This window comes from Paramesorhizobium deserti, assembly GCF_001558695.1.
Taxonomy (GTDB): Bacteria; Pseudomonadota; Alphaproteobacteria; order Rhizobiales; family Rhizobiaceae; genus Paramesorhizobium; species Paramesorhizobium deserti.
This window is the reverse complement of record NZ_LNTU01000037.1, coordinates 90,756-110,996: the sequence shown is the minus strand read 5'-3', so window position 1 is coordinate 110,996 and position 20,241 is coordinate 90,756. Positions and strand designations below refer to the sequence as shown.

The 20,241-nt window shown below is 58.6% G+C and carries 20 protein-coding genes and 1 pseudogene; 11 read left to right on the top strand and 10 right to left on the bottom strand.

Annotated elements, in window-relative coordinates:
• Positions 1 to 5: 5 nt before the first annotated feature.
• The gene (locus ATN84_RS19355) at positions 6 to 848 is read right to left on the bottom strand and encodes a DUF2182 domain-containing protein (RefSeq protein WP_068883780.1); all 843 of its coding nucleotides are present in this window, start codon (positions 846 to 848) and stop codon (positions 6 to 8) included.
• Between the two features lie 5 nt (positions 849 to 853).
• A complete protein-coding gene (locus tag ATN84_RS19350; protein ID WP_068883778.1) occupies positions 854 to 1,489 on the bottom strand; it encodes a DUF1326 domain-containing protein in 636 nt (211 codons plus the stop codon).
• A 318-nt stretch (positions 1,490 to 1,807) separates the two neighbouring features.
• On the opposite strand from ATN84_RS19350, the gene ATN84_RS19340 reads away from it, so the two are divergent.
• Both ATN84_RS19340 and ATN84_RS19335 read left to right on the top strand, forming a co-directional pair.
• Complete coding sequence (locus ATN84_RS19340) at positions 1,808 to 4,213, top strand: phosphoketolase family protein (RefSeq protein WP_068883774.1); 2,406 nt, start codon at positions 1,808 to 1,810, stop codon at positions 4,211 to 4,213.
• Between the two features lie 30 nt (positions 4,214 to 4,243).
• Positions 4,244 to 5,428 (top strand): acetate/propionate family kinase, encoded by a 1,185-nt coding sequence (locus ATN84_RS19335; RefSeq protein WP_068883772.1) that lies wholly within the window; start codon positions 4,244 to 4,246, stop codon positions 5,426 to 5,428.
• A gap of 4 nt (positions 5,429 to 5,432) precedes the next feature.
• Here the strand turns inward: ATN84_RS19335 and ATN84_RS19330 are convergent, their stop codons facing one another.
• Positions 5,433 to 6,254: a universal stress protein gene (locus ATN84_RS19330; RefSeq protein ID WP_068883770.1), complete on the bottom strand. Its 822-nt coding sequence runs from the start codon at positions 6,252 to 6,254 to the stop codon at positions 5,433 to 5,435.
• Positions 6,255 to 6,374: 120 nt separating this feature from the next.
• On the opposite strand from ATN84_RS19330, the gene ATN84_RS19325 reads away from it, so the two are divergent.
• The 7 genes from ATN84_RS19325 to ATN84_RS19295 all read left to right on the top strand — a co-directional run bounded on the left by ATN84_RS19325 (position 6,375) and on the right by ATN84_RS19295 (position 12,687).
• Positions 6,375 to 6,764: a hypothetical protein gene (locus ATN84_RS19325; RefSeq protein WP_082766392.1), complete on the top strand. Its 390-nt coding sequence runs from the start codon at positions 6,375 to 6,377 to the stop codon at positions 6,762 to 6,764.
• 140 nt (positions 6,765 to 6,904) lie between these two features.
• A complete protein-coding gene (locus tag ATN84_RS19320; RefSeq protein ID WP_068883766.1) occupies positions 6,905 to 8,311 on the top strand; it encodes a PAS domain-containing sensor histidine kinase in 1,407 nt (468 codons plus the stop codon).
• The gene (fixJ, locus tag ATN84_RS19315) at positions 8,301 to 8,918 is read left to right on the top strand and encodes a response regulator FixJ (protein ID WP_068883764.1); all 618 of its coding nucleotides are present in this window, start codon (positions 8,301 to 8,303) and stop codon (positions 8,916 to 8,918) included. Before ATN84_RS19320 ends, fixJ begins: the two co-directional genes overlap by 11 nt.
• 103 nt (positions 8,919 to 9,021) lie before the next feature.
• Positions 9,022 to 9,402: a response regulator transcription factor gene (locus tag ATN84_RS19310; RefSeq protein ID WP_068883762.1), complete on the top strand. Its 381-nt coding sequence runs from the start codon at positions 9,022 to 9,024 to the stop codon at positions 9,400 to 9,402.
• A gap of 162 nt (positions 9,403 to 9,564) precedes the next feature.
• Positions 9,565 to 10,152: a helix-turn-helix domain-containing protein gene (locus ATN84_RS19305; RefSeq protein ID WP_244491137.1), complete on the top strand. Its 588-nt coding sequence runs from the start codon at positions 9,565 to 9,567 to the stop codon at positions 10,150 to 10,152.
• An 18-nt stretch (positions 10,153 to 10,170) separates the two neighbouring features.
• On the top strand, positions 10,171 to 10,617 hold the full coding sequence (locus tag ATN84_RS19300; protein ID WP_068883758.1) for a pyridoxamine 5'-phosphate oxidase family protein: 447 nt from the start codon (positions 10,171 to 10,173) through the stop codon (positions 10,615 to 10,617).
• A 771-nt stretch (positions 10,618 to 11,388) separates the two neighbouring features.
• Complete coding sequence (locus ATN84_RS19295) at positions 11,389 to 12,687, top strand: PQQ-dependent sugar dehydrogenase (RefSeq protein WP_068883756.1); 1,299 nt, start codon at positions 11,389 to 11,391, stop codon at positions 12,685 to 12,687.
• A gap of 55 nt (positions 12,688 to 12,742) precedes the next feature.
• On the opposite strand, the gene ATN84_RS19290 is transcribed toward ATN84_RS19295, so the two are convergent.
• Together ATN84_RS19290 and ATN84_RS19285 are read right to left on the bottom strand one after the other, a co-directional pair.
• Positions 12,743 to 13,378, bottom strand: coding sequence for a TetR/AcrR family transcriptional regulator (locus ATN84_RS19290; RefSeq protein WP_068883753.1), 636 nt, complete (start codon positions 13,376 to 13,378; stop codon positions 12,743 to 12,745).
• Between the two features lie 229 nt (positions 13,379 to 13,607).
• On the bottom strand, positions 13,608 to 13,922 hold the full coding sequence (locus tag ATN84_RS19285) for a hypothetical protein (protein ID WP_068883751.1): 315 nt from the start codon (positions 13,920 to 13,922) through the stop codon (positions 13,608 to 13,610).
• Positions 13,923 to 14,350: 428 nt separating this feature from the next.
• Between ATN84_RS19285 and ATN84_RS19280 the strand changes: the two genes are divergently transcribed.
• Positions 14,351 to 15,229 (top strand): helix-turn-helix domain-containing protein, encoded by an 879-nt coding sequence (locus ATN84_RS19280; protein WP_068883748.1) that lies wholly within the window; start codon positions 14,351 to 14,353, stop codon positions 15,227 to 15,229.
• Between the two features lie 214 nt (positions 15,230 to 15,443).
• On the opposite strand, the gene ATN84_RS19275 is transcribed toward ATN84_RS19280, so the two are convergent.
• The 4 genes from ATN84_RS19275 to ATN84_RS19260 form a co-directional block, all read right to left on the bottom strand.
• Positions 15,444 to 16,082: a CDP-alcohol phosphatidyltransferase family protein gene (locus ATN84_RS19275; protein WP_068883746.1), complete on the bottom strand. Its 639-nt coding sequence runs from the start codon at positions 16,080 to 16,082 to the stop codon at positions 15,444 to 15,446.
• Complete coding sequence (locus ATN84_RS19270; protein WP_068883744.1) at positions 16,079 to 17,029, bottom strand: phosphatidate cytidylyltransferase; 951 nt, start codon at positions 17,027 to 17,029, stop codon at positions 16,079 to 16,081. Before ATN84_RS19270 ends, ATN84_RS19275 begins: the two co-directional genes overlap by 4 nt.
• Positions 17,026 to 17,667 (bottom strand): lysophospholipid acyltransferase family protein, encoded by a 642-nt coding sequence (locus ATN84_RS19265; RefSeq protein WP_068883742.1) that lies wholly within the window; start codon positions 17,665 to 17,667, stop codon positions 17,026 to 17,028. Before ATN84_RS19265 ends, ATN84_RS19270 begins: the two co-directional genes overlap by 4 nt.
• 319 nt (positions 17,668 to 17,986) lie before the next feature.
• The gene (locus ATN84_RS19260) at positions 17,987 to 18,883 is read right to left on the bottom strand and encodes a DMT family transporter (protein WP_068884344.1); all 897 of its coding nucleotides are present in this window, start codon (positions 18,881 to 18,883) and stop codon (positions 17,987 to 17,989) included.
• Positions 18,884 to 19,017: 134 nt separating this feature from the next.
• On the opposite strand from ATN84_RS19260, the gene ATN84_RS19255 reads away from it, so the two are divergent.
• Positions 19,018 to 19,467 carry an Lrp/AsnC family transcriptional regulator gene (locus ATN84_RS19255; protein ID WP_068883740.1) on the top strand — a complete coding sequence of 150 codons (450 nt, stop codon included), beginning with the start codon at positions 19,018 to 19,020 and terminating at the stop codon, positions 19,465 to 19,467.
• Here ATN84_RS19255 and ATN84_RS27860 read toward each other — a convergent pair.
• Positions 19,468 to 20,210 (bottom strand): annotated as a pseudogene (locus tag ATN84_RS27860) (carbonic anhydrase).
• Between the last annotated feature and the right edge of the window lie 31 nt (positions 20,211 to 20,241).

Sequence of the window (20,241 nt, the reverse complement as noted above, 5' to 3'; positions counted from 1 at the left end):
TTCGGTCAAGCGCCGACGGCGGTAGCCAACAGCAGCCATGTACCGACTGCGATCAAGACCGCTCCCGCAATACGTGGGAGCCAGCGCCCTGTTGGGACAAGCTTTTCAACAAGAACATAGATGGCAATGGCGGCAATCCACAGCGGGTTCATAACGCCGCCGACGAACAATAATCCCATCAATGCCCAGCAGCATCCGACGCAATAGACCCCGTGGCGAAAGCCAATGGTCAGGGAGCCGAGCGGATCGCGGCGGAAGCCTCCGTGATGTTGAATGAAAGCGATCGGGTTCTGGCAATGGGTGAGGCAGGCGTTCTTTACCCCTGTCCACTGAAAAAGGCCGGCGGAAACGAGGACAAGTCCGGTGAATGCCGTGCTGGTGCTTGCCATCATCGGGGTAATCAGCAAAGTGCGCTCCAGCACCCATTGAGCGATCGTCGCGGCAAGCGAAAATCCCGTCCAGGCAAGCAGATAGCCGCCGGCGAAGAAGCCGGTGGCCGCCAGTGGCTTGCCCTGGAGGGCGCTCTGTCGCCCGACACGGGCATAGAGCAGGATCATCGGGGACGCGGACGGCGTCATCATGCCGATCATCATTATCGTCCACATGGCAAACGTGAACATGAAATCGGAAGCGTTCCAGGCGCGCAGAACTGGTTCAAGCACCGCGCCATTGGACATATCCATGTCCATGTCAGGCATCGACATGGTGCCGGCATCCATCGGCTGCATCTGCATTCCATTGACGAGCCAAAGGACATAGATCCAGGCCAGCAGCGTCAGCGCAGCCAATGATGTTGCGGCGATCGCTCGCTCCCGCCGCAAGATTTTTTCCAGTGCGGCTTCAGACATGGCGTTTAGTGGACGACGCCACTTTCCGTCATGTGCAATCTCGCGAACTGGGCATGCGAGTTCTGGAGCGACAGCCGCACGGGTCCTTTCGTCTCCGCCGAGCCTCGCCCGACTTCGCAGACGTCATATTCGAAACCTTGCGGCAGGTTGATGCGTGCGCGGTGTTCGGCGCCGGTTATGGGATTGAGGATCGGTTCGCCTTGCGCTTCGATCCATCCCGGAACATTCAACCGGGCCATGCGGCCATCGACATCGATTTCGAATTCGATCCTGGCAAAGACCGGGTCGTGAACTTTCGAAAACGTCGTCGAAAAGACCTGAAAGAATGTAGCGCCAGGCTCGGTGTCGAGCCCGCTCATGATCCGCAGCAGCGCCTCGCGTTGTTCCGGTGTGGCGCGTTCATCGACGATGGGAACGACTTCGCCATTGCCCTCGTGGATCGCCCCCGGCCAGGAAACGATCAGGGCGCATTTCAACCCGTCGAGTTTCGTATCGCCATGGTGGCCTTCCTCGATGTCGATTGCCCCGATCGCGTGGCATTTCCCCTGGGTGGGCATCGCATTGAACTGGCAGGGGCATCCATATGCACAGTTGCAATGGACAAATTCACGGCCCTTCAGCGTCCATTTGATATCGGTCATTTCCTCCTCCCAATATCCCGCTCTTCGGCGTGCAGTTTTCTGCTGATCAATTAAGCGCCTCATTCGTTGTTTTGTCGAGTGTCAGCCGCGCTGCGCGGCTACGCTGATAGGCGAATTCAACATGCTGAAATAGGCGGAAACCAGCCAAGACAGTCCGCGGATTCTTCATTTTTTTCCCGGTTTTGATCTGAAACAACCCTGTTTTGGGCACTTCGGATATCGTGTTAAAGTGCACTGGCTTCCGAACGAAAGCCATGGTCGCGCGTTAGGTCTTCACGACCGCAACAGACAAATCCGTTTACCACGAGGATGTCCGAAATGCTCGAGCATGCTGAAGCACAAGGCGGGTCCAAACGGCTGTCCCAACAAGAACTGAAGCGGATCGACGCCTATTGGCGCGCCGCGAACTACCTGACGGTCGGCCAGATCTATCTGCTCGACAACCCGCTCCTTCGCGAACCCCTGCGCATTGAGCATGTGAAGCCGCGTTTGCTCGGCCATTGGGGAACCTCGCCGGGCCTGAGCTTCGTTTATGCCCATCTCAACCGCGTTATCCGGAACCAGGATGCTGATGTCATCTATATCTGCGGTCCGGGGCATGGCGGCCCGGCGATGGTCGCCAACACCTATCTCGAGGGCACCTATAGCGAGCTCAATCCCGATATACCGCTCGATGAAGAGGGGATGCGGAAGCTCTTCCGGCAATTCTCTTTCCCCGGCGGGATTCCGAGCCATGCCGCGCCGGAAGTCCCGGGATCGATCAACGAGGGCGGCGAGCTTGGCTATGCGCTTTCCCATGCCTATGGCGCCGCATTCGACAATCCGGACCTGATCGTCGCCTGCGTCATCGGTGACGGCGAAGCCGAGACGGGCGCGCTGGCGGCCGCCTGGCACTCCAATAAGTTCCTCAATCCCCGCCACGACGGCGCGGTCCTGCCGATCCTGCATCTCAATGGCTACAAGATCGCCAATCCGACGATACTGGCGCGAATTCCCGAAGACGAGCTGCGTGCGCTGTTCATCGGCTATGGATATAAGCCGCTGTTCGTGGAAGGCGAGGACCCGACCGTTATGCACGAGCGGATGGCCGCGGTTCTTGACGAGGCGATGCGGGAGATCAAGTCGATCCAGCGGGAGGCCAGGCATGGCGGGGATCAACAGACCGGCCGCCCCCGATGGCCGATGATCGTCCTTCGAAGCCCGAAGGGCTGGACAGGGCCGAAGGAAGTCGACGGATTGAAGACGGAAGGCTTCTGGAGGGCGCACCAGGTGCCTCTGGCGGGGCTTGCCGACAATCCTGAACATCTGAAGCTCCTGGAGGAATGGCTGCGGAGCTATCGTCCGGAGGAACTGTTCGACGATGCTGGCTCGCCGTCTGCCGAAATCCGTGACACCACGCCGAAAGGAACGCGGCGCATGAGCGCCAATCCGCATGCCAACGGCGGCCTCTTGCGCAAATCGCTGGAAATCCCGGATATGAAAGCGCATGCGGTGGAGTTCGCCGCGCCCGGCGCGGCAAAGGCGGAAGCGACCCGGGTGATGGGAGGCTTCCTGCGCGACGTGATGCGGACAAACGCGGCGTCCCGCAATTTCCGCGTCGTCGGGCCTGATGAGACCGCTTCGAACCGTCTCCAGGATCTTTTCGAGATTACCGAGCGCGCCTGGATGGAGAAGATCCTTCCCGAGGACGTTCATCTCGGCCGTGACGGCCGTGTTCTCGAGATTCTCTCCGAGCATACCTGCCAGGGCTGGCTCGAAGGCTATCTGCTGACAGGAAGACATGGCTTGTTTTCCTGCTACGAAGCTTTCATCCACATCATCGATTCCATGTTCAATCAGCATGCGAAATGGCTGGACGCAAGCCGCGACATCCCGTGGCGGCGGCCGATTTCATCGCTGAACTATCTTCTCACCAGCCACGTCTGGCAGCAGGACCATAACGGCTTCAGCCACCAGGACCCGGGTTTTGTCGACGTCGCGCTGAACAAGAAGGCCGATATCGTCCGCGTCTATCTGCCGCCCGACGCCAACACCCTGCTTTGCATTACCGACCACGTGCTGCGCACCTGGGACCGCATCAACATCGTCGTTGCCGGCAAGGCGCCGTCATGGCAATGGCTGTCGCTCGATGAAGCGAAAGCGCATTGCAAGACCGGGATCGGCGTCTGGAACTGGGCGTGCCAGGGCGACGGGGCCGACCCTGATGTGGTGATGGCCTGCGCCGGCGATGTGCCTGCCCTCGAAACCCTGGCCGCCGCCCAGATACTCAAGGAGCATATGCCGGAACTGAACATCCGCGTCGTCAATGTCGTCGACCTGATGACGCTGCAGCCGAAGGAGGTTCACCCGCACGGCCTCTCCGACCGGGATTTCGACGCGCTTTTCACGGCCGACAAGCCCGTCGTTTTCGCCTACCACGGCTATCCCTGGACGATCCACCGGCTGACATACCGAAGGACAAACCACGGCAATATTCACGTACGCGGCTACAATGAAGAGGGAACGACCACGACGCCCTTTGACATGACGGTGCTGAACGGCCTCGACCGGTTTCATCTGGTCCAAACCGTCATCGACCGGGTGCCGGCCGCGCAAGCGGCAGGCGCGAAATTGAAGCAGCTGATGGAGGCGAAGCTTCTGGAGCATCACGACTATATTCGCGCCCATGGAGAAGACATGCCTGATGTGCGCAACTGGCACTGGGAGGCGGAAGCTGCGGGATAGCCGGATGGTGCACGGCAGGGGACTGACGTCATGAGCGATGCCATTCTCGTTCTCAATGCCGGTTCATCGAGCCTGAAATTTGCTGTGTTCGGGAGCCAACCCGATCTCCCGCTCATGATGAAAGGCGGGATTTCATCACTGCATGATGCTCCCGTCCTGAAGGTCAAGACGGCCGACAAGGGAGAAGCCGAGGAGATCCCGCTGGAGCCGGGCGCACTCGGGATCAAGGCCGCCGTCGAGCAGATCGTCGCGGAAATCACCGCTCACGGGCTCCACCCTGGCATAGGGACGGTGGGTCACAGGATCGTTCACGGCGGGCGCGATTTCACGGCCGCGACGATTCTTGACGCGCCGGTGCTCGCCGCCCTTCGAAATCTGATCCCGCTTGCGTCGATCCATCAGCCGGCCAACCTCGATATCGTCGCGGCGGCGGCGAAGCTGTTTCCCGATACGCTTCAGGTCGGGTGTTTCGATACCGCCTTTCATGCCGGCCGTCCGCAACTGGCAAAACTTTATGGGCTACCGCGCGAATTGACAGAAGACTGCATAATATCTTTCGGATTTCACGGGATCTCCTATGGCTATATTGCCTCGAAGCTTCGGGAACGCTACGGGCCGGAGGCAGGTGGACGGGTGATCGTCGCGCACCTTGGCAGTGGCGCCAGTCTCTGTGCCATGGATCAGGGGAGGAGCATCGCCACGACGATGGGATTTTCCCCGCTCGACGGCCTCGTCATGAGCACCCGTTGCGGAACGCTCGATCCCGGTGCCGTTCTCTATCTCCTGCAGGAACGCAAACTGTCCGTCGAGGCGCTTTCGCGGCTGCTTTACCAGCAGTCGGGACTTCTCGGGGTTTCCGGCATTTCGGGCAACATGCGAAGCCTGCTCGATGCGGATGACGAACACGCTGCGCAGGCAGTCGATCTCTTCGTTTATCGGGCCGGCCGCGAAATCGGTTCGCTGGCCGCTGCCGTCGGAGGTCTGGACACGCTGGTTTTCACGGCTGGCATCGGCGAAAATTCCCCTGAGATCCGGAAACGGATTTGCCAGGCGGCCGGCTGGCTCGGCGTCGCGATCGACAAGGAGCGCAACCGGCGAAACGAGGAATGCGTCAGCGCTTCGGGTTCATCCGTCGACGTCCTGGTCATTCCGACGGACGAGGAGCGGGCAGTCGCGAAGGAAACGCTGTCGCTCATAACCGCGCACCGTTTATGAAGCCTTAGTTGGACAGAAGGCGATGGAGCGATCCGTCCTTGAGGAGGGAATCGGTCATGCCGCCGAATATCCATTCGCTTACGCGGCTGCGACCGTAGCCTCCCGCGACGATGAGATCGGCTCCGATGTCATGCGCCAATCCGATAAGCGCCTCGGCTCCCTGGTCATCTTCCCGAACATTGCTGCGCGCCTTGACACCATGTTTCGTCAGGAAACGGACGACATCCTCAGCGCCTTCGCGGGCAAGCTGCCAGTCATTCTCCACAACGGTCGCTACAAGCACCTCGCTGGCGCCGGCGAGGAACGGCATGGCGTCGACGACGGCCCGCCGCGCCTCACGCGTATCCTTCCATGCGACAAGGACTTTATCCGCGGAAAGCGGCGCCAGATTATCCGCCGCGAACAGGACAGGCCGTCCTGCGGACAGGATCAGTTCTCCCGCATTCACCATTCGGGAATGGTTGCCACGGTTTTCAGGCGCAGCGGTAGCGGTTACGATCAGATCGGCCGCCCTGCCATTCATGGCAAGAAAATGGGTCGGGTCTCCTAGCTCGCCGCGCCAGAAGATGTTTTCGCCATTGCCGGTCACGGTCAGGAACTCTTTTTGCAATTCCTCGAGACGTTGCTCGATTTCCGCCGTGCGCAGGCGCAACAGTTCGACCGCCACCACGCCACTATCGTCACCGGGAATGACGACATGGGCCTGAGCGGCCGCAAGTGCGATCAAATCCGCCCTGAACCGGTTGGCTAAGCCCTGGGCAAATGTCAGCGGTGGGGTAGCCGGAGCATCTATGTCGAGCTGAACCATGATTGTGTTGAAGACCATTTCTCGCTCCTTCGCATTGAAGAGTAAGATCATCACGACGGGGCAGGATACGCCTTGACGTGCGTCAAGGCGAAGGGGAGCGGAGCCGCTACCATTATAACAAATGAATGGAGAACGATGATGAAGATCACCACCGCCGAACACAAAGCCAGGCTTTCCCATGTGCGTCTCGAACTCGCACGGGAAAAGGACCATCCCGAAGGCGACAGGACCATCGGATATGATCTTGTTGTTCCACTTGCATCGGACGGTCGTCTCGACCCTGCGGCATGGAAGAAAGGACAGACCGCCTGCCGGGTGCGCCGTTTCCGACCGGGAGAGGAAGACCGCATCGGGCACCTGCGCCGCAAGCCGGGAGGCCAATGGTTTTTCGATTATGTGGAAGGCGAAGAAGACGATGAGATCGGCTTCCGTCTCGGTGAGGAACACTTTGCGGCCGGCGAATATGTTTCGATCCGCAGTGACGGCGTAATGCACACTTACCAGGTGAAGCTCGTGGAAGCTGTTTGAGCGCTATTCGTTGGATTTCCGATCCGGTTTACCTTCGGGATGATTTCTTCGGGGAGGGCGCGGCAGAACATCCCAGCTTTTGACCTTGGCCATTCCGTAAGTCAGGCCTAGATTGCCAGCGCTCAGGGCCCTCTGAGCGCATTTCGGAGTGGCAAGTGGATTTGACTGCATTCGACACGATATGGCTGCTTCTGCTCCTGGCGCTGGCTGCTTTCGGCGCGGCTTTCCTGAGCGGGAGGATAGCGGGCTTTCTGGTCCTGGTTCTGGGCGCAGGCGCGCTCTTTGTGGCAGGGGTGCTTGGCGTGCTCCCCGGGCTCAATCTAGTAGAGATGGTTTTATCCCTTTTGTTCTCGGTGGCGCTCGTTTTCATTGGCGCCGGATATCGCGAGGCAAGAAAAACGGCTCAAAGCGCTCGGGAACAGCTTGCTTCCCGCGAGGCGCATCTCCGTTCGATCCTGGACACGGTGCCCGATGCGACAGTTGTGATCGACATGCGTGGCATCATCATCTCCTTCAACAAGGCGGCGATCCGCCAGTTCGGCTATGCGGAGGTGGAGGTCGTCGGCCAGAACGTCAAGATCCTGATGCCCGAACCCTATCAGGGTGAGCACGACGCCTATATTCATCGCTACCTCGATACGGGCGAGCGCCGGATCATCGGTATCGACCGCATCGTGGTCGGGCGGCGCAAGGATGGCTCGACCTTTCCGATGAAACTAGCCGTCGGTGAAATGAAGGCCGGCGGCCAGACATTCTTCACCGGCTTCATCCGCGATCTTACCGAACGCGCCGAATCGGAGGCGAGGCTCGAGGAGATCCAGGGCGAGCTCGCCCGTTTGGCGCGTCTCAACGAACTGGGCGAGATGGCCTCGACGCTCGCGCATGAGCTGAACCAGCCGCTCTCGGCCATCGCTAACTATGTCCAGGGCTGCAATCGCCTTTTGAGGAACATGGATGACGTGCTGGCCGCCCGCATGCGCGAAGCACTGGAGGAAACCGCCCGGCAGTCACTGCGCGCCGGGCAGATCATTCGTCATCTGCGCGAATTCGTGACCAGGGGCGAAACCGAGAAGCAGCCGGAAGATCTCCACAAACTTATCGAGGAAGCCGGTGCACTGGCGTTGGTGGGGGCCCGCGAACTGGGCGTGCGAACCGTTTTCGACTTCAAGGCCAACCGAAGGATATTCCTCGTCGACCGTGTGCAGATCCAGCAGGTTCTCATCAATTTGATGCGCAATGCGATGGACGCTATGAAAGACAGTGAGCGTCGCGAGCTGGTGGTCAAAACCGAATCGGTCAACGAGAGTGAGGTAATGGTCGAGATCTCCGATACTGGTCCCGGCGTGCCGGAGGAAGTGGTGGCACAACTTTTCAGGCCGTTTGTCACCACCAAGCCAGGCGGCATGGGAATAGGTCTTTCCATCTCGCGAAGGATCGTAGAAGCGCACGGGGGCGAATTGACCATGCAACGTAACAAAAATGGGGGAGCCAGCTTCCGTTTCACGCTTTTGGCGGACAAGGAGCAGGAGCTTGGAAATGAGCAGTGAAGTAGTGATCCATATCGTCGACGACGAAGAACCGGTCAGAAAATCCCTGGCGTTTCTTCTGACGATCTCCGGATACGCTGTGCGCGTCCACCCATCAGCGATATCCTTCCTGGCGGGCGCCAAGGATTTGAGCAATGCCTGCCTGATTACCGACCTGCGCATGCCCGAGATGAGCGGCCTCGATCTGTTGCGGCGGCTGCGTGAAGAAGATGCGATGCTGCCTGCCATCGTCATCACCGGTCATGGCGATGTGCCGATGGCGGTGGAGGCGATGAAGGCAGGCGCGATGGATTTCATCGAAAAGCCGTTCGAGGACGAAATCCTGCTCGATGCGGTTGGCCGGGCCATTGCCGAATTGGAGAAACGTCCCCGCGACAACGATACCATAGCCCAGATCCGGATGCGCCTTGGCGAACTTTCCGATCGTGAGCGGCAGGTCATGGCCGGTATCGTGGCCGGTCTTCCCAACAAGACCATCGCCTATGACCTCAATATCAGTCCGCGAACGGTCGAGGTTCATCGCGCCAATGTGATGAGCAAGATGAAGGCCAGGAGCCTGCCCGAGCTCGTGAGAATGGTTCTGGAAGCCGGCGATTCTTCCTCCTGACCAAGACCTGTTTTTCCAACGCTTTGATCTATCGCAAGGCGACTGTCCGTAATGGCAGCGCATAAATTCCGATGGCGCACTCCAGCCAAACTAGGAAATGTCCTTGCTGATCGCTGATACATTTATTCTCATCGTCGCGTCCGACCCGACATTTCGGCAATCGCTGGCCTTCGTTCTCGAAGCCGAGGGATGCCGCGTGGATTTGACGGATCAACTGCCGATCGCCGATGAGACCATGGGCGAAAGAATGGCACGCTATGACTGCATCGTCGTGGACGATCGGTCGGTCGGTCCAAAACCCAGCGATATCGCGAAATTGCGGATACTCGGCAAACCCGTCGTTCTTCTGGTCAATCACCTCCCGGACGTGGCGGAAGGGGGAGCGATCCGCCTGGTGGAAAAGCCTCTGCTCGGCCGTACGCTTGTCGAGGCGGTTCGTGCGCTATTGGGGCGTGATGACCTGCTGGCGCCGGCGGCTACGTAGTTTCCCGTAGGGACATAACCGAATTTTTCCGCAACACGATCTGCGTCATTGATTGCCTACACAACCGGAGGCTCTCAGATGCTTGCTCACAACGCCATTCATTCTCATTCAGCAGTCCTTTCCAAGGCTGGGCACATCGCTCGCAATGACATGCCGGGACAAATGGCTCCGGCCTTCGCGACACAGCCGCATCAGGTTCTCTTCTGCTCGCCGAACAAGGAAATCTACGCCCAGGGCGAACGGGCGACCGCGCTCTACCAGGTGGAGTTCGGCGCCGTCCGCATCTACCGCCTTCTCTCCGATGGCCGCCGCCAGATCAGCGCCTTCCACGTGGCGGGCGAGGTGTTCGGGTTCGAGGCCGACGGTCATCATCGTTTCTTCGCCGAAGCCATCTGCCATTCGGCAATCCGTGTCTGTCGTCTGCCGATCGATGCCGATCTGTCCCGCGATATTCTGCCGTCCGCGCTGCTGGCGCTGGTGCGTGCGCAGGAGCATTTGTTGGTGATCGGCCGGCAGAACGCCACCGAGCGCGTGGCCGCGTTCCTGCTCGATCTGGCCGAGCGCCAGGGCGATCTGCCGCAGATCGAGCTTGCCATGTCGCGCACCGATATCGGCGACTACCTCGGGCTCACCATCGAGACCGTCTCGCGCGTCTTCTCCAAGTTTCGCGAAAACGGCCATATCCGGCTTCAGGGCGCACGCACCGTCGTGCTTTTGAAGCCGGACGCACTGCGCGCAATGTGTGTCTGAGCGAGGGGAGGCCGGGCGATGTGGATTAGAACGCTGTCCGATCCCGACTGCACCAGGGTTCTGGCATCCAATCATCTCGGTCGCCTCGCATGCGTCAATGACGGTCGGCCTTATATCGTGCCGATCTACTATGCCTACAGCAACAACTGCCTCTATGCATTTTCGATGCCGGGCAAGAAAATCGATGCGATGCGGGAAAATCCTCTGGTCTCCGTCCTGGTGGAACAGCAGGACGGAGGCCGGGAGTGGAAAAGTGTCCTTGCCAGTGGCCGCTATGAAGAGCTTCCAGACCGTGTCGGCTATAAGGTGGAACGTGATCATGCGTGGTCGCTTCTGAGCAGGCACGCCTTCTGGTGGGAACCAGGTGCTTTGAAACCGGTAACGCCGCCTGTATCCGATCATTCGCCGCATGTGTTCTTCTGTATTCACATCGAGCAGATCTCGGGACGGGAAGCGTGCGAATAGTACTCCAGGGCAACCATCGGCTGTCTTATCTGGATCAAAGAAGGGCCTGAGCGCACCGCGATAGGTGCGAAAACCATGAATTCATCCCACGGCGTGATTTCACAATTGACTGGGGCACGATCGCATCCCGCCAGTTTCACATTTCTTGTCTTGCTGTTTCTCGGGGTGGCGCTGGCCGCCGCCGGACGCGATGATCTTCTCGCAACACATGGCTGGATCGTGGCGCTACAGCATCGGCCTGAAAGTCGGAATCGATTTTCAGAAAGCCTGATGCGTAGATTCAATAACTTACAGCGTCCTTTGTGCGTCCTAACGGACGCATGGCGCTGGAAGCGCGATCATAGGCATGGTCGCCCTGCCGCGCACCCATGATGCTCCGGAGCCGTCTCCGGCGCGTCCTAGCGCATTCTCTACGATGAAGATCGGCCTGCCGAACTCTCGGACGCCATTGGTTCGTGCAGCGCTGCGGATAAAAAAAGCCCGCCGCGGGAGGAGATACGGCGGACTAATCCGGTCCACGGTGCGGGAGAATGAACGCGCCGCGTGATGTGGGCATTGCATCTGAGGAAGCCAATAGCCAACATCTATAAAGATACGAATTGCATAATGATTCGGCAAGTTCTTAGAATGATAAATTCATCAGCAATAGTGCCGATGCGGCTCTGCTGATCGTGATCCGCATCCTCTGAAAGGCAAAAATATTATAAATATCGTTGGTACAAACCCGACCGCGCTTCGTATAGAGTGCGCACGCCAAATGAAGGGGGATCAATGAGTCTGTCAGCTATCTTCGCTCGCCTCGTTGCATGGATCGGTGCCGTCGCGATCTTTTTGCGGCACAGAAATGACAATCTGAAGGAGCAGGCCTTCGGCAGCAAACCGGCCATTCCGCCGGCAAAACCGCAAGGTATTCCGACGTTGAAAATGCCAACCGCGAAGGGTTGGGCCGAGGGGCAGACGCCGGTTGCCGCCGCGGGGCTCAAGGTGAACGCGTTCGCAGCCGGCCTGAAGCATCCCCGCTGGATCCAAGTGTTGCCGAACGGCGACGTGCTGACCGCCGAGGCGCTGAGCGTGCCGGGAGGCATCAAGTCGGTTTTCGATTATGCCCAGTACAGCACGATGAAGCGCGCTGCTGCGATCGGCGAAAGCCCTAATCGTATCACGCTGTTGCGGGATGCGGATGGCGACGGCGTGGCCGAAACCCGCGAAGTGTTTCTCGACAAGCTGAACCAGCCCTTTGGCATGGCTCTCCTCGGCGATACGTTCTATGTCGGCAACACCGACGGTGTGGTGGCATTCCCCTACAAGGCCGGCGAAACCCGCATTGCCGCAAAGGGGCAAAAGCTGAACAGCCTCAAGCCGGGCGGGCACTGGACGCGAAGCTTGCTGCCGAGCGCCGACGGTAAGAAGCTCTATATCGGCGTCGGTTCGCTTACCAATATCGCCGATGAGGGTATGGCGGCGGAGGAGGGCCGGGCGGCCATCCACGAGCTCGACCTCGAGACCGGCAAGAGCCGCATCTTCGCCTCCGGCCTGCGCAATCCCGTGGGGCTGGCGTGGGAACCGACGACCGGTACGCTGTGGACGGTCGTCAACGAGCGTGACGGTCTCGGAGATGAGACGCCGCCCGATTATCTGACATCGGTGCGCGACGGCGGTTTCTACGGTTGGCCCTACTGCTACTGGGACAGAATTGTCGACGATCGGGTGCCGCAGGACCCGGCCATGGTCGCCAAGGCGATAAAGCCGGATTTCGCGCTGGGTGGGCATACTGCCTCACTCGGCTTGTGCTGGCTCCCCACCGGCACGCTGCCCGGCTTCCCTGAGGGCATGGTCATCGGGCAGCACGGTTCCTGGAACCGCAGCAAGCTGAGCGGCTACAGGGTGGTGTTCGTTCCCTTCGAGAACGGCCGTCCGGCCGGACCGTCGCGTGACATCCTTACCGGCTTCCTCTCACCTGACGAGCGGGCCTCCTATGGGCGGCCGGTCGGTGTTACAATCGGCCCTGACGGCTCGCTGCTCGTCGCCGACGATGTGGGCGATGTGATCTGGCGAGTGACGGGGGCTTGAAGCATATCCCCCTCGCACTTCGAAAGGGGGATATTGTCGTGAAGTGCAGGGATATTTAGAGGCTCCGGACCTTCGGTTTACTCCTTTCCCCATCGCGAGAGGGGTGTACCAGCAGCCCCTCCAGCAGGAGCTTGATGGCCTGGACCGCCTTCTTCGAAGTCGCTTCCGGGTTGGTTACATTGGCGATCCACAGCGCGGCGTTCAGCATGGCGCCGTTGATGAGTTGCGCCATCGCTTCCGGATCCGTCACGGTGATCGTGCCCTCGTCGGCCAGATGCTGCAAATCATCGGCCATCGAGCGGATGCAGGCCGCCTGGATCGCCCATGTCGTGGGGTCGCCCAGAACCGCCGGTCCGTCGCGCAGCACGATGCGCTGGATTTCCGGATCGAGCGCCATCTCGATATAGGCAATGCACCCATCGATAAAGCCGTCCCAGCGGGTCGGCGCGTTTCTTGCCACCGCCGTGAGCCGCTCGTTCATCTCGGCGTCAATTTCAGCGATGACCGCTTGCAGCAGGCCCTTCTTGTCGCCGAAATGATGATAGAGCGCGCCGCGCGTCAGACCAGCAGCGGCGGTGAAATCGTCCATCGAGGCATCCGCGTAGCCGACTGTGCCGAACGCGTGGCGTGCGGCCGTAACCAGCTTGGCCCTGGTTTCTGCAATCATCTCGCTACGTGGCTTGTGCGCCATATCCTTCCTTTCGCATATGGTGGCGTATATCTTTATTGACATACGGAATGTATGCAATTGTCTCGTTCACATACGTCTCGTATATATCAGAGGCAATCGCGCGAAATCAAGGACTCCGACAATATGCAACCCCTGTAGCGAGGGTCGACATATAAAGTCTTGTTGATATGTTCTGCTGGTCAGGGAAGACTTGGATATAGATGGTTTTCCCGCAGCCAAGCTGAAACCATTATGGCGTTTTGGGCAGATATTCCCTAAGCTGGCTTTTCTGCATTGCGTCATGGACTTCATCCGGGGACAGCGAGGCAAGGCGCGTCAGAACGCCGAGGGCCGCGGTCAGGAGCTGCCGTTCGATTTCCGGAAGGGTCGAGCGCTCCGAGAGGTCGGCGGCAAGCTCGATCGTGGCGCGGGGGCCGAATTCATTTCCGTCCTGCGCTGAAAGCTGCAGCCGAACCAGGCCGCTCACCGTCGCGCCGTCGAAACCTTCATGACGCTGCAATCCTGAAACCTGAACATCTGTAATCGAGCGGTTGTTATAGTTCATTTGTGCGTCCTCCCGTATACTTTCCATATACGCGCCCCTCCGTTACTGCCCCTGTAAGTTGAGCCAATAGATCACGTAATTTTGGGACAGTACAGCCTATATTGCTATAGAACATTTAAAATCCTTTGTTGCTAAAATACAGTAAGATCGCCTCTCTCCCGTCTCGGCCACTTTTTCGTCATAAAGTGGACAAGGAAGCCCCAATTTTTTGCCACTTTACAGCCAAAAGTCATTCGCCCATTCTCCTTAGGCGGGTTGGGAATCAGGATGGCTTACGCATCCACCCGCATAGGCGGGAATTGAGGCGATTATAGTGGCACCGGCAAATCGGGTATCGTGCAGTTCCGTCCGCGGCCGGCGCAGACAGGCATTGGATGGGACCCTCTTGATACATCGTATGCAAAGCATTGATCGAAAGGCGGCGATCAGTGTTTGCCGCACATGAAACCATCAATGCCTGCTCCGGCAAGGGCCACGCGGAAGGTCCCGGTCACATTTTCGATATCATCCCGAAGGATGCGGGCCCACGGTTGACCACACGCAGGGGAGGGGCTGCCTATTGCGTGCGATTGCCGGGATCGCAGTCGTTTCTGACAAAAACTCATCTGGTGGAAATCACGCTCGCGCCCGTAAGGGGGCTGGAATACAGGATTGAGGCCGGCGGGGCTTGCGCGTTCGATGCGCCGGCCGGCGCGGTCTTCATCAGCCCCGCAAATATGCGCAGCCATGCGCGTTGGGCCTCGGTAAAGGAAAGCGCGATCATTGCGCTCAAACCGTCTCGCCTGCGGAAACTGGATGCAGTCGATTTGCGAATGCCCGCGCCCGGCACGGCCGATGCTTTTGCCCTCGAGATCGCGCAGAAGCTGAAGGCGGCGCTGGTGCAGAACGCCGATCCGCAACATGTTGATGGGTTGATTACTGAGATCATCGTTCATCTGTTGCGCAACGGTGTCGATGACCAGCCCGCGGCGAGGGCCAGGACCGAACTCTCGCGCTACAATGCGAAGAAGGTACAAGCCTTCATGCGCGAGAACATTGCGCAAAAAATCACTGTGGCCGATCTGGCGGAAATCTGCGGTCTTTCGCCCAGCCATTTCATCAGCGCCTTCACCGGGACGTTCGGTCAGGCGCCCTATGGATATCTCCTCGGCATGCGCCTGGCCCATGCCGAGCGGCTGCTGGCCGAGCGCGACATGTCCATCGCGCAGGTCGCCTATCTCAGCGGCTTTTCCAGCCAGAGCCATCTGACCTCGGCCATGAAAAAGATCAAGGGCGCGACACCGTCCCTAATCCGGAACCGTAAATAATGCACCGGCTCCATGGTCGGGCGGAACAAATTCGGAAAAGGTATGAAGGCGTTACTCCGATGGTCTTCTACGACGACTTTACCTTTGGGGATACGGGCGTTTCCTCAACTTTATCGCCAAACTTCGCAGACGACAAATTATCTGTACACCATTGTTGTATAACGATAACAAGAGAATGGTTCGGCTAATTCAAGTATATCGGTAACTTGTCCGTTCAGCTGCGCAAGTGGGTGAGCAGCCGTGATGCACGGCGCAATGTCGTAACCACGGCGCCAATGGTGACAAGCCAGAGAGCAACGATAAGAACTTCGTTGCGTCCGTTCCACAATGGCTCGAACAGTGACAACAATGCCGCGGCCGTCATCACCGCCATACGGTGAGGCTTCGCCATGGGACCGGAAAAATCGGGCTGGGCTCCGGAAACCCGGCCAAGCTCGCGCGTATAGGCGGTGAACACCGCAAAGGCCGCGGCCGCCCAGCCAAGGGCGGGCTCACCAATGCCATAGCCCGCACCCGCAAGGATCAGAATATCGGCGATCCTGTCTGGAAACTCGTTCCAGAATGCCCCATCGGATGCCTTCTTGCCGGCTTCGATGGCAACCATGCCGTCAAGCAGATTGCAGAGAAGCCTGAGTTGGCAGAAAGTAGCTGCACAGATCAACAGTCCGCCGCGTATAGCGCCTTCGGTTGACCCCGCAAGCCAGAAAGCAGCACCGGAGACAGCCGCCATGCTGATGCTTGCCGCGGAAATCTGGTTGGGCGTGATCCGTGTCGCGGCGAGACGCCGGGTCAGCGCCGCCGCCCAGGCGGTCTTGCGGCTTGCCAGCGGCCGGCGGTTCATATCCTCGATCATGTCAGCGACCACCAGTAACGGACGAGATGAAAGAATATCGGGGCTGAAAAAATGACGGAATCCAGCCGGTCGATGAAGCCGCCATGACCGGCGATAATGTGTCCCCAGTCCTTGACCCCACGGTCACGTTTGATCGCTGACATCACCAGCCCGCCGAAAAAGCCCATCAGGGCGATGACGAGCGCGAGAAGACCAGCCTGCAGGATGGAGAAAGGTGTCATCCACCACAGGCCGGCCCCGATCAGCGTGGCGCTGATGATACCACCAATGAAGCCCTCCACGGTTTTCGACGGGGAGAGGAAAGGGGCAATCTTGCGACGGCCGAGGAGCTTGCCCCAGACATATTGCAGAACATCACTCAATTGCACCACGGCCACGAGGAAGGCGATAAGCAGTACGTTGCGTCCCTCATAGCCGGGGATTTGCAGGCTGAGCAGGGCGGGGACATGGGAAACACAGAAAACGCAGATCATAAGCGCCCATTGCACCTCGGCAACGCGGATCAGGTAATGATCGGTGTCGCCGCGCAGCGCCGATATGATCGGCATCAGCAGAAAGGCATAGACAGGGATGAACATCGAATAGAGCCCATACCAATCCACCCAGACAAGGTAATACTGGATGGGCAGCACTAGGAAAAACGCCGCCGCGAGCGCCCAATGATCGGCGCGGCGGACATTGGTAAGCGTGATGAACTCACGCAGCGCCGCGAAGGAGCAGAAGGCGAACAACAGGATGACGCCGTCACGGCCGCCGATGAAGGCGATCGCCATCAGGACGACCATGGCCCACCAGGCTTTTATGCGGGCATTGAGGTTCTCGATGACGGCATTCGAGCCATCAGGGGAAAGACGGCGCTGCAGTACATAACCGATGAGGGACGCGGCCACGAGAATTCCGGCGATACCGGCGAGGAGGGTCAGGAGATCGGCATGTGCCTGATTCATGTGCTAAGCGCCGTTGACTTGGACGAGAGGGATATGAGGGCAGACCGCGCTCGCGCGAGAAAGTCGTTCTTGTCTTCGGTTTCGCCGACATGCATCGGCGCACCGAAGGTTACGCTGCAGATCAAGGGAACGGGAATGAACTCGCCCTTCGGCATCACCCGGTTGAGATTATCGATCCAGACCGGAACGAGCTCCACGCCAGGACGGGCTTTTGAGAGATGATACAGTCCGCTCCTAAACGGCAGCAGCGGCTCGTCTGTCTGATTCCGCGTGCCTTCGGGAAAGATGATCAGCGATGCCCCGGTATCGAGCGCTTCCGTCATGATGTCAACGGGAGCCTGTTTGCGGCTCTCCTGTCCACGGTCGATGAGCACCGCGTTGAACACGTCGCAGCCGATGAAACGGCGAACCCGAGATTTCAGCCAGTAATCGGATCCCGCTACAGGCCGCGTCATCTGCCGAAGCTGGTTCGGCAGCACGGTCCAGATCAGGATGAAATCGCCATGGCTTGTATGATTGGCGAAATAGATGCGTTGCCGAAAGGTCGGCTCGCTTCCCTGCCACACACCGCGGACCGCCGTGATGAAGCGGGCAAACAGGATGATCGCCGTCGTGGCAACCTGTCTTACCAGTGTCATCCCTTCAGCGCCCCCATCCCCAATATTAGTGCAGCTTTCGGTCGGCGGCTGACATTATCGCCAGTCTATTTTGATGACATAATGGCTGGGGACACGCAATGGCGAAGCTGCTGAATATTCATTATCAGGTGATAAGCTCTATGATGGCAGTGTACGATTGATTTCCGTTAATAAATAGTAGTATAGCGCAATATAATAATGTTCTGCACGAGGTTTTCTATTCCATCCGATTTGGCGATTATCCTGGCTGTCGATATTGGCTAACAAGCACATATTTTCATGCGAAGGGCTCACGCGACAGACGTTGGTTTTACAATGCTCAGCCTGCTTGATGTCGGAGGGGGCGGGGCAGGGTCCAGCCGAATGTCATGCCCGCCACAGCCATCAGGATTGCCGCCGATCCGGCGAGTTGCGCGGGCTGCAGCAGATGCCCGAAGGCGATGCGATCCACGGCGAGAGCGGCAACCGGATAGATGAAGGAAAGCGCGCCGGTCAGATGCGTCGGCAGTTTCTGGGTCGCACTATAGAGAAGAATGTACATCAACCCGGTATGTATCGCACCCATGGCGATCAGGAGCGCCCATTGATAGGCTTCCGCAGGCAAGCCGCTGGTACCGGCAAAGGGTAGAAGCATCGCGATGCCAGTCACGACCTGGATCAATGCGATCAGATGCGGCGGCGTGCCTTTCAGCTTCTTCGCAACCAACGCCGCCAGAGCATAGAAGAACGCGGCGCCGAGTGCCATGGCGATACCGGTCAGATAATCGGCGCCGGTGGATGTGCCCGATGGCTTGGCCTGGACGATTGCGATCATCCCGGCAAAGGCGATAGCCAGCCAGAAGAGCTTGGTGACCGTGATCCTTTCCCTGAAGAATAGTGCACCAATAGCCAAAAGCATGAAGGGCTGGGTGTTGTAGACGATCGTCGCGATCGAGATGGAGGCATGGGAATAGGCTGCGAACAGCAGCAGCCAGTTGACGACGATCGCAACGCCGCCGAGTAAGGCCAGCGCGAACAGCCGCCATGTCAGGGTCCCCGCGCGAAAGTGACCGAGAAAACCGCAGATGACGAGAAGTGTCAGCGCTCCGAAGAGGCATCTCCACAGCACCACATCGATTACCGGTTGTCCCGACATCAGCACAAACCAGCCGATCGTTCCCGATATCAGCATGGCCGCGGCCATCTCGATGCTGCCGGTCTTGATATCCTTTTCCATCACGCTCACCTTGTTGAACAACGGTGAGAGGATAGAACCGGATACTGCCATGGTATATGGATTATGTAAGGAGAAAATGCTAACTTGCCTAATCATCAAAGCCTAATCGCGCGCTTTTCCTTATGAGGGGGCTCATGCTTGACGATCTGGACCGCCGTCTTCTCGATATTCTCTCCGCCAATGCGCGGATCTCGCTGAAGGAGCTGGCGCAGGAGGCAGGCCTCTCCTCGCCAAGCACCGCCGACAGGTTGCGGCGGCTGGAAGACCGGGGTGTCATCACGGGCTTCACCGTCGATGTCAGTCCGGCGGCGCTCGGTTACAGCCTTCAGGCAATCGTGCGGGTGCGGCCGATGCCCGGCATGCTGCACATCGTGGAGAAGCTGATCCGGGATACGCCGGAGTTCATCGAATGCGACAAGGTGACGGGCGAGGACTGTTTTATTGCCAAACTGCTGGTGCGTGATATGGAGCAGCTCGATGGTATTCTCGACCGGGTTGCCGAGCGGGCGGAAACCAATACATCCATCGTCAAATCATCGCCGGTGAAGCGTAGGCTGCCGCCGCTCGGCAGCGGCGGCAGATAACTAATTTTCAAGGATCGGCCGATGATGCGAGAGCTGAAGCGGCCGGGCATTATAGGGATAGAGCGCTGCAAATCGCGCGATCTGATCAGCCGAAATCTCTACCGGCTCGACCAAGATCATCCAGTTTACGGCTTCGCTGCATGGAGGTGTGGTCAATGAGCCGCTGTAGCGGATGTAGTGAAGCGTGCCTGGAAGCAGGTCCTTGACGGGAAGATAACCGCCGGGGATTTCAACCGCTTTCCCAGGGACTTCCGGTGCAAGCCTCAAAATTTGCTCGAATGCTTCATTGCGGCGGCCCTCCTTCATCAGAACGCCGATTACTGCGATCTCGCCATCATCGAGATGATGGACGAAATGGCATTCGAGCGGAAACCGCACGCCCTTCAGAAGATGCTCACCGGGTGATGAAAATGACATTGTATGAGATTGTAATGCTCTTCATCCATCACCAACTGACTGGCATTTCCTGCCGTCACGAGCACGGTATGACCGTTGTTTTGGACTGAGGTGAAGTGATCCCCATAGTCGATCTCGAGTTGGGGCAGCGAAGCCTTGATGCCATGATCAAGATTGATCGGGGACTGATTGAGGCCGATATCGCAACTGCTATATTCAGCAGACAGTTCGCTCCAATGCTGCGGATGATTGTCTTCATAGTCCCAATGGGGCTCGGCCGCAGTTGCGGGCCGACAGAAGGGAAGGCACAAGCCAGTCAAGGCTTTGAGCAGATTTCGTCTATTCATAATAATATACCTGGATGCTGAAAATGGCGAT